Here is a 329-nt window from a genome sequence, read left to right as displayed (position 1 = left end):
CGCGCCTCGTCCACCCGCGCGGCCGGCGCCTGGCCCATGGCCTGCGCGGCGTCGAGGATGGGGCGGTAGCCGGTGCAGCGGCACAGGTTGCCCGAGAGGTCGGCCTGTGCGGTGGCCCGGTCGACGGCCTGGCCGCGCGCGCAGCGGTTCTGGTACAGGCCGAACAGGCTCATGACAAAGCCGGGAGTGCAAAAGCCGCACTGGCTGCCGTGCGCGTCCAGCAAGGCTTGTTGTGCCGGGTGCAGCGCGGCGCCCTGGCGGTCGATCAGCGGGTCGCAGGCCAGGTCGGCGGCCGTCCACAGCGCCTGGCCGTGCACCGCGTGGGCCAG

General features: G+C 74.8%; 1 protein-coding gene. It reads right to left on the bottom strand.

Annotated features, from left to right (window positions below):
• The coding region (locus HA630_RS00400) for a 2Fe-2S iron-sulfur cluster-binding protein (RefSeq protein ID WP_243855303.1) at window positions 1-329 on the bottom strand (329 nt) is incomplete at both ends.

Source organism: Aquabacterium sp. A08 (assembly GCF_011742065.1).
Note: the sequence above shows the minus strand (reverse complement) of the source record. Positions and strands in the feature narration are given on the sequence as shown.